Source organism: Spirulina sp. CCNP1310, assembly GCF_034932185.1.
Classification (GTDB): domain Bacteria; phylum Cyanobacteriota; class Cyanobacteriia; order Cyanobacteriales; family Spirulinaceae; genus Spirulina.
Map to the genome: position 1 here is coordinate 24,254 of NZ_JAYGHW010000021.1, position 6,563 is coordinate 30,816.

Sequence of the window (6,563 nt, forward strand, 5' to 3'; positions counted from 1 at the left end):
GGGTTAAACCGCTGCCAACGTTGGAGTTAAGGCTACCCCCGTAAGGCTAAAAGCCCGCACCTCGGTAATTTGTACCGGAACTGTCTTGCCTTTGAGTTGGGCAATATCCCCCGCAAAGAAGGTCAAGCGATTGCCCCGGGTGCGCCCCATCACTTGACGGGGATCTTTAAGGTTAGCCCCTTCGACTAAAACCTCTTCAATGCGGCCTTGATACCGTTGCGATCGCCCCATAGCCTGGACTTCTACCAAGCGATTCAACCGTTGGAGGCGATCGCTCTTCTCCGCCTCACTCACCTGATTCTCCCAAACCGCCGCCGGAGTTCCCGGCCGGGGGGAATAGGCCGCCGTATTAATCAGATCAAACTCAAGATCTTCAACGAGCTTCAGAGTATTTTGAAACTGCTCCTCTGTTTCACCGGGAAAACCCACAATTGCATCCGCACTAATCGACGCATCGGGCATCAATTCGCGAATCTTGGCAATAATGCGGCGATATTTTTCCTCGGTATAGCCCCGCGCCATCGCCTTCAGCACCTCATTATCCCCCGATTGAAAAGGAATATGGAAATGCTCACAAACCTTCGGCAATTCCGCACAGGCCCGAATCAGCCGCTCCGTAAAATAGCGGGGGTGACTAGTGGCAAAACGAATCCGTTCAATCCCCGGCACATCATGAATAAAATAGAGCAGATCCGTCAACGTATGTTGATGGCGGCCATCCGCCGTACTCCCCGGCAAATCCCGGCCATAGGCATCAATATTTTGCCCCAACAGCGTAATTTCCTTAAATCCCTGTTGGGCCAAACCCTCAATTTCCGCCCGAATTGCCTCCGGTGTGCGGGATTGCTCCACCCCCCGCACCCCCGGCACAACGCAATAGGTGCATCGCTCATTGCACCCATAGATCACATTCACCCAAGCGGTGACATCACTATCCCGGCGAGGCTTGGTAATATCTTCCACAATCGCAATCTCTTCGGTGGCCACCACCTGCTGCCCGGCAAACACCTGCTCCAACAAATCCCCCAACCGATTCGCGTGTTGCGGCCCCATCACCAAATCCAATTCCGGAACCCGCCGCAATAGTTGCTCTCCCTCCTGTTGGGCCACACATCCCGCCACAATCAAAGTTAAATCCGGCTGACTCTGTTTGCGTTTGGCCTGCCGCCCCAAGTAGGAATAGACCTTTTGTTCGGCATTATCCCGAATTGTGCAGGTGTTGTAGAGAACAACATCGGCGCTATTGGGGTCTTCTGTGGCCTGCATCCCCATTTCATCAAGAATCCCGGCCATGCGTTCAGAGTCGGCTTTATTCATCTGGCAACCGAAGGTAATCACGTGGTAGGTACGGGGGGCAGTCATGGGCGGTGGGGGCGATCGTGGTTTTCAGATTTGTTATTGTAGCATTTTCGGTTAGGGCGACTGAGGGGGCGATCGCTTTTAACGGTTATGGTGTTGGGGATGCAATATAGTGCCATGAATTTCAGCCCCTAGGAGCCGTCCTTCGATGGGTTCATATTCATCTTCTAAAAGCCAAAGCTGGGCTTGTTGATAATCGCCACAATGTTTGATCAGGCTGTAACCGTCAGCGGGATCAAAAATATAGCAATTGCCAGCTTCATCTCCTAGTAGGAGCAAATATAAGGGGGGGACTGCATCGGATCGACCCAAACTTCGAGAAAACTCCAGTTATCCTGCACTGGGTCGAGTCCGTGGGATGGGATGGTATCGGTTGTTTGCATCAATTTTAACCTCGCCATAGAAGAGTGAGATTTTTGAACCATTTGGGTCTATTCTAAAGCCAATTTGCTCAGAGAATAGCAAGCCATAACGCTCATAGTTGATGTTATTGCCTCTACATAATTTTCTAATGCTGCTTAATCGCTGCGGCAATTTTACTCATCAATGCCTGATTCTGCTTTAGATCAAAGGGAGGTGCAGTCTGCCAATCATAAAACCATACTGGTTTCTGCCGCCTCTCATCTGGCTCGGTTGCAAACCTCGGAAACACATGGGCGTGTAGTGCCGCTTCACGATTACCCAAGATTTCATAGTTGATCCGAATTGCATTAGTAACTTCAAGCAAGGCATCACCCAAAACCGTCATATCTTGTAAGAAAGTTATGCGTTGCGCCATTGTTAAATCGTTGAGACTTGGCACAACTGGATCGGGTAACAAAAGTGAATATCCTTGCAAGAACTGAACATCACCCAGCACTACCCAGCCCGATGAAACCCGACAAATTACTGCCGGGTTAATTCCCTGGCGTGCGTCCTCAACTCGACGATGAATAAGAGTAGACATTCGGGTCTTCACGGTTTAAGGTTATAAAAAAAGCGCATAGCGTAAGTTTCCAAGGCTTTCACCCATCAAACACCTAAAATAATGATTAGATTGTACAGTTCTAAGTAGCTCAGGCAGGATTTGGAATACAAAAAACTGAGTTAATCAGGCTAGAATCCCCACCAGCACTGAAATCCAGGCTTTGTTTACGGTTTATTAAATAGTATGCAAGATTTACCCTGGTCTACTTATTTGTAGGTTTGATATGATGAGTCGCGAGTAGAGCCTTAAATTGTGTGGCAACCGTTCGATAGTGCCAAAGGCGTATTGTCATGCTAATGAAAGAGTACAAGGAGATGAGCAAGTACCCATTCTGACCAACTTGATTCAAGGCCCAGGTTGCCAGCAGGTAACAGAGTTGAATCACAGGGATGGTCGGAAGAAGCGATGCACCGGCGTTTGGCTCCCGTCCGTTCTCGATGTGACGGACATTTGACTGGGTAATCTCGAGGCGAAAGCCAACGAAACAGGAGCAGAGGGAAAGCACAACAATCGCCACGTATCGCATTCATGCCACCTAACTATGGATGAGACCACACCCACAAGATAATCCCTTCTGATCTGAAGGGGTATTGTCCAGCACTGGCGGACTAACTTCTATATTATCGGTGTAATCGCGCAACTGCTGGATAACACCACCATTGAGAGGATTCTACCACAGTCAACATCAGACCGACAGCAACTTGAACGAGGCGATCGCCCCCACCAAACTACCCCCTTTCACCATCCCGCAAAACCGCTGAATTTTCCAGATCTGCCATTGTAGCATTTTCGGTTAGGGCGACTGAGGGGGCGATCGCCCCTGCTAACAATTGAAATGAGCGGTGGCAGATAACCTGAAACTAAGCACCAGCAGTTTTCGACCACTGCCGTGACCTGTTAGCTGGATGGCAACTGCTCAATAAATGCTTGGTAAAACTGCTCATGGGAACCTGAATAATTGTCCATTCCCTCCTTTGTTAAATATCCACTCTTACCCGTGTGTGGATTTTTGACATAGCTATAAATTACCTTTGAACAATCAGGATTTTCACGCCAACTTATGTTAAATGCTGCATACTTTGGAAAAAAAGTCATCCTTGTGTAACCATCAATGTGGTCGTGAATCCACCAGGCTAAAGCCGTCCAATCTTGAGTTTTTTCATAGTATGGAATAAATGAAGTGACAACAATACAGGCTGTTGCCCCCATATACCCTTCTGAGTCTCTCATATCCCAAATATGTCCTGCATAGTTAGACTCGTTACTGCTGCAATTATACTGATTCTGATTCTCTGCACCTTTAGCATTCACCACACAAGAACGATAAGCAGAGCGAACACTGATGCGACCAAGGACATCTTGAATGGGTTCAAGTACCTTCTCACACAGGTTTTTACCTGCTGCGATCGCTAGTTTAGGATCATCAGGAATATTAGGAATACCTTCAATTTGCGAAATTTCCGAATATAAGAAATCGCGCATGAACAAGCTTTTTGAAAGCTGGACTCTCCCTAACTCTTCCAAGGCTTTAACCGTTTGCGGTTTCTTCATAAGTTAAACCGTAGTCACTAATTAAGCCAATTTTACCTCATTTTTTAAAGAACCTTTTTAGCTGAATTCAATCACAATCCTCAATGATTCGTGCCGTCTCCCACTTCCTAATTCCCACTCCTCACAGCACCTCCTGAAGCCAGTCCGCCAACTGTTTTGGCGTAGTCGCCACCCGAATTTTTGCCGCCTTATAGGCGGCCACCTTTTCCGCTGCGGTGCTGGTGTGGGGGAGGGGGTGAACTTTTTGGACGGCGATGGAGGTGGAAGCATCGCTCACCGGGGCCTGGAAGGGGAGATGTTGCCCCGCTACATAGGCAAAAATGGGCTTGGGGAAATCGGGGGGAATCACCGTGGCGGCGGCTTTATTGCCCAATAAATGCTGCTCCAGCAAAACCACTGCCTTTGTATCCTCATTATTGGCAAACAAACTGAGCCAATCGGGGAACGTCGTGCCTAAAATTGTCCCCGTGCCGAGATGGACGGCTACGGATTGGCCGATACCGGCTTGGGTGAGTTCCCAGGCGATCGCATCCCCGATCCGATTCGTGCGATCAATCATCCCCACCGCCCCAGCGCAATAGCATTGGGGATCGAGACTACCGAGGAGGAACTGATCTGGCACAATTAACCCCGCACTCCCCGCCCCCAAGATCACCGTCCCTGTGGCCTTGGCCCGATTAATCAACGTCAAGGTATCTAAGGGGGGGACATGGTGGGGCATCAGCACTAATTGACGAATGCCAGCGGCGATCGCCTCTAAGGCTGCATCCGCCACCTGATCCGGCGGCACACAAACCACACTGGTATCAATTTGGCCCACAGCGGCGATCGCCTGCTCCACCAAATCAAACACGGGAATCTCCGCCACCGTCGTCCCGCCATGGCCCACACTCACCCCCGCCACCACCGCTGTTCCATAACCACACATCGGGGCAATCATGCTCTGGGCCAAGGGTTCGTGAATCCCCTGTAGCAAAATTTTCCGGTTATTAATCATTTTAAACATCATCAATTCAACATTAAGAGGGTGAGTAAATCCGCCAAGGTGGTGACAGATTGCAGGGGAAGCGCTCCGAGGGCTTGGCTGGCCTCATTGCTCAGTTGTCCTGGTACATAAACCACCACAGCAGGCTGAAGCAATTGGGCCGGTGGGGAGGAGGAGCGACGGCGGGGACTGCGTGGCGGGATTTCCGGGGGCTTCGGTAAGCCGGGATGACTTTGGGTGAGGGCGGCAATCATCGCCGTGGCAATTTCTGCCATTGGGCAGAGGTGAATCACCACCGCCTTCAGACTCGGCCGCTCAAAACAGGCATTGAGTTGCACCGTCATTTGTTGGGCAATATCCCCCTGGGGATCAATGAGGGCGCAATATTGAGGGCGTGTTTTGGTTTTCGTGAGGTTATCCCAGATTAGCGCCGCTACGCCAGGATTGGGGCTAAGAATGGCAACGGCCCCGCTGGCTTGCTCCCAACAGGGAAGCGTTGGCAGCATCGGGGTAGCTGCATAACGGCTTTCAATGGGCAGATCGCTGAGGGTTTGCAGTTGGGGATGGCGGGAAAGGGCGGTTTCGCTGAGGGTGATTTTGCCATCGAGGGCCATGACTTCGCCGTTGGGGTTGATGCCCAAGGGGTTAATTTCAATACTGTCTAAATCCTTGCTGGCAAAAAGATGGTACATTTTTTCGACAATGCTGCTTACCGCTTGGATATTCGGCCCCGTTAAGCCCATTTGAATGGCGAGGCGGCGGGCGTGAAAGGGGGAAAATTCCTGCTCAATCACAACGGTTTGAATATCTTCTAGGGCTAAATCCACCTCGATCCCCCCCCGTGCTGAACCCAATAAAATCGGGTGTTGACGGTGATAATCGAGGACAATGGCGAGGAAAAGTTCTTGATCGGTGTCATAGCGGGCTTCTGCTAACACCAGTTGGGGATATTCTCCAGCGATGGCCAGGGTTAAAATGGTTTGGGTGGCGGCGATCGCATCAATGGTATTCTCCACAAAGCGAATCCCCCCCGCCTTAGCCCTGCCCCCGGCCCGCACTTGGGACTTGAGCACCACGGGGTAGGGAACTTGCAGTTGTTTAATATCGCGGGGTTGATAGATCCGTTGGGAGGGCAGAATGGGAATGCCCACATCCGCAAATAATGCTTTGGCCTGATACTCCAATAATTCCATTTTTTTTCTTCAGTGATTAATATTGAGTAGCTTCGCTCAAAGCCAAACCCTCAATCCCTGGTGTTGTTGAATTTTAACGCCCAAACCTCTCACTCTATCATTTTCCGCTTAAACCTTAAACCTTGGTTAACCCTGTAATGCTTGCCACCGCTGTTCCTCCCACTGAACTGGCTGTTTTGGAAGATCAAAGCCAACAGCGTCTCCACGACCACATCCCGGAGATCAGCCCCCTCCATGTGCAATGCACCCTCAAACAAAACACATTGCTCGTGGTGGTGGAACACCGCGCCCCGGAACTGACCCATCCAACGCGGGTGTTTCGCATTCTTGAAGCCCTGTTGACTGAAACGGGGTTTACGACGCGGTTTCGGGCGTTGTTTTATGTCAAGGTGGAGGGGCGATCGCAGCCCTACAGGTTCCATAACTTCATCCCCCGGCCCCCCGTCGTTGATGTGGCGGCCCAAGTGGAGGCCCTCACCCCCGCAGGCATTGCCGCCCAAAGGGCTTT

Annotated in this window: 6 protein-coding genes and 2 pseudogenes; 1 reads left to right on the forward strand and 7 read right to left on the reverse strand. The window is 50.7% G+C overall.

Annotation, left to right across the window (positions count from 1 at the left end; all coding sequences use genetic code 11):
* Positions 1-3 precede the first annotated feature (3 nt).
* From miaB to VB712_RS07055, 7 genes and pseudogenes are all read right to left on the reverse strand, one after another.
* A complete protein-coding gene (gene miaB, locus VB712_RS07030; RefSeq protein WP_323253536.1) occupies positions 4-1,362 on the reverse strand; it encodes a tRNA (N6-isopentenyl adenosine(37)-C2)-methylthiotransferase MiaB in 1,359 nt (452 codons plus the stop codon).
* A 78-nt stretch (positions 1,363-1,440) separates the two neighbouring features.
* A pseudogene (locus tag VB712_RS07035) lies at positions 1,441-1,742 on the reverse strand (hypothetical protein).
* Positions 1,690-1,854, reverse strand: a pseudogene (locus VB712_RS20410) (DUF6972 family protein); the annotation flags it as partial. The pseudogenes VB712_RS07035 and VB712_RS20410, both read right to left, overlap by 53 nt.
* A 13-nt stretch (positions 1,855-1,867) precedes the next feature.
* Positions 1,868-2,305 (reverse strand): hypothetical protein, encoded by a 438-nt coding sequence (locus VB712_RS07040; protein WP_323253540.1) that lies wholly within the window; start codon positions 2,303-2,305, stop codon positions 1,868-1,870.
* A 918-nt stretch (positions 2,306-3,223) separates the two neighbouring features.
* Positions 3,224-3,877 (reverse strand): hypothetical protein, encoded by a 654-nt coding sequence (locus VB712_RS07045; RefSeq protein ID WP_323253543.1) that lies wholly within the window; start codon positions 3,875-3,877, stop codon positions 3,224-3,226.
* A gap of 121 nt (positions 3,878-3,998) precedes the next feature.
* Positions 3,999-4,883, reverse strand: coding sequence for a hypothetical protein (locus VB712_RS07050; RefSeq protein ID WP_323253545.1), 885 nt, complete (start codon positions 4,881-4,883; stop codon positions 3,999-4,001).
* A 2-nt stretch (positions 4,884-4,885) separates the two neighbouring features.
* Positions 4,886-6,055, reverse strand: a complete 1,170-nt coding sequence (locus VB712_RS07055) for an ATP-grasp domain-containing protein (protein WP_323253547.1) — start codon at positions 6,053-6,055, stop codon at positions 4,886-4,888.
* 122 nt (positions 6,056-6,177) lie between these two features.
* Here VB712_RS07055 and VB712_RS07060 point away from each other — a divergent pair.
* On the forward strand, positions 6,178-6,563 hold a 386-nt coding region (locus tag VB712_RS07060), incomplete at its 3' end, for a hypothetical protein (protein ID WP_323253548.1).

What these genes read in the sequence shown, in the direction of transcription:
- VB712_RS07055 (WP_323253547.1), bottom strand. Translation starts at nt 6,055, where the DNA reads ATGGAATTATTGGAGTATCAGGCCAAAGCATTATTTGCGGATGTGGGC.
- VB712_RS07040 (WP_323253540.1), bottom strand. Translation starts at nt 2,305, where the DNA reads ATGTCTACTCTTATTCATCGTCGAGTTGAGGACGCACGCCAGGGAATT.
- VB712_RS07045 (WP_323253543.1), bottom strand. Translation starts at nt 3,877, where the DNA reads ATGAAGAAACCGCAAACGGTTAAAGCCTTGGAAGAGTTAGGGAGAGTC.
- VB712_RS07050 (WP_323253545.1), bottom strand. Translation starts at nt 4,883, where the DNA reads ATGTTTAAAATGATTAATAACCGGAAAATTTTGCTACAGGGGATTCAC.
- miaB (WP_323253536.1), bottom strand. Translation starts at nt 1,362, where the DNA reads ATGACTGCCCCCCGTACCTACCACGTGATTACCTTCGGTTGCCAGATG.